This is a genomic window from Streptomyces sp. NPDC001093, assembly GCF_040298985.1.
Classification (GTDB): domain Bacteria; phylum Actinomycetota; class Actinomycetes; order Streptomycetales; family Streptomycetaceae; genus Streptomyces.
Map to the genome: position 1 here is coordinate 1 of NZ_JBEPBF010000297.1, position 1,332 is coordinate 1,332.

General features: G+C 64.3%; 1 protein-coding gene. It reads left to right on the top strand.

The window, feature by feature from the left end:
* Window positions 1-52 precede the first annotated feature (52 nt).
* Window positions 53-1,305 (top strand): IS3 family transposase gene (locus ABT288_RS49970; RefSeq protein WP_351623454.1). Its coding sequence is split into 2 segments (ribosomal slippage): window positions 53-341 and window positions 341-1,305, totalling 1,254 coding nucleotides; the frame shifts between segments, so codons are not numbered across the junction.
* Window positions 1,306-1,332 lie beyond the last annotated feature (27 nt).

Below are 1,332 nucleotides of genomic sequence, written 5' to 3' on the forward strand. Positions count from 1 at the left end.
TGTGAACCGCCCCGGTTCGAATAGAGACTCGATTTCATGAAAGGATCGAGTCATGGCACGACCCTCCCGTTACCCGCTTGAGCTGCGCCGTCGTGCGGTGCGCATGGTCGCCGAGGTCCGCGGCGACTACCCGAACGAGACGGCCGCCCTGCAAGTGGTGGCCGACAAGCTCGGCATCGGCTCGCGGGAAACGCTGCGGAACTGGGTGAAGCAGCACGAGATCGACGCGGGGACGCGGCCGGGGACGACGACGGAGGAGTCCGCCCAGATCAAGGCGTTGAAAAAGGAGAACGCCGAACTGAAGCGGGCCAACGAGATCCTGAAGGCGGCGGCGAGTTTTTTCGCGGCCGAGCTCGACCGGCCACACACGTGCTCGTAGCGTTCATCGACGAGCACCGGGACCGCTTTGGCGGGGTCGAGCCGATCTGCAGGACGCTCACCGAGCATGACTGCAAGATCGCCCCTTCCACCTACTACGCTCACAAGAAGCGACTGGCCGCCCCGTCCGCACGATCGGTGCGGGACGCTCAGCTCAAGGAGCTGATCAGCCAAGTCCACACCGCCAACTACCGCGTCTACGGCGCAAGGAAGATCTGGCGCCAGCTGAACCGGCAGGGACACGCCGTGGCCCGCTGCACTATCGAACGCCTGATGCGCGAGCTAGGCATCCAGGGGGCAGTCCGCGGCAAGCGTGTGATCACCACGCTTCCCGGCGGGCAGGTTGAGCGAGCCCCCGACCGTCTCGACCGCGACTTCGTCGCCGCCGCCCCCAACCGGTGCTGGGTGGCGGACTTCACCCACGTGAAGACCTGGTCAGCGACCGTCTACGTCGCGTTCGTCGTGGACACCTTCTCCCGCCGGATCGTCGGCTGGTCGGCGGCCACCGTCAAGGAGACCGTCTTCGTCCTGGACGCCCTGGAGATGGCGATCTGGCAACGCGACCGCGACCAACAACCCATCCAGCCAGGCAATTTGATCCATCACTCGGATGCCGGGTCGCAGTACACATCATTCAGGCTCGCCGAGCACCTAAACGCCGCCGGCATAGCCGCGTCCATCGGCTCGGTCGGCGACGCCTACGACAATGCTCTGATGGAATCGGCGATCGGCCTGTACAAAACCGAGTTGATCAAGCCCCAGCGGCCCTGGAAGACGCTCTCCCAGGTCGAGTTGGCCACCGCCGAATGGGTCGACTGGTACAACCACCGCCGACTCCACGGTGAGATAGGCCATATCCCGCCTGTCGAGTACGAAGCCAACTACTACACGGAACTCACGAAACCCCAGGTCACAACCACAATCTGAGATCTCTACCGAACCCGGGGCGGTTCA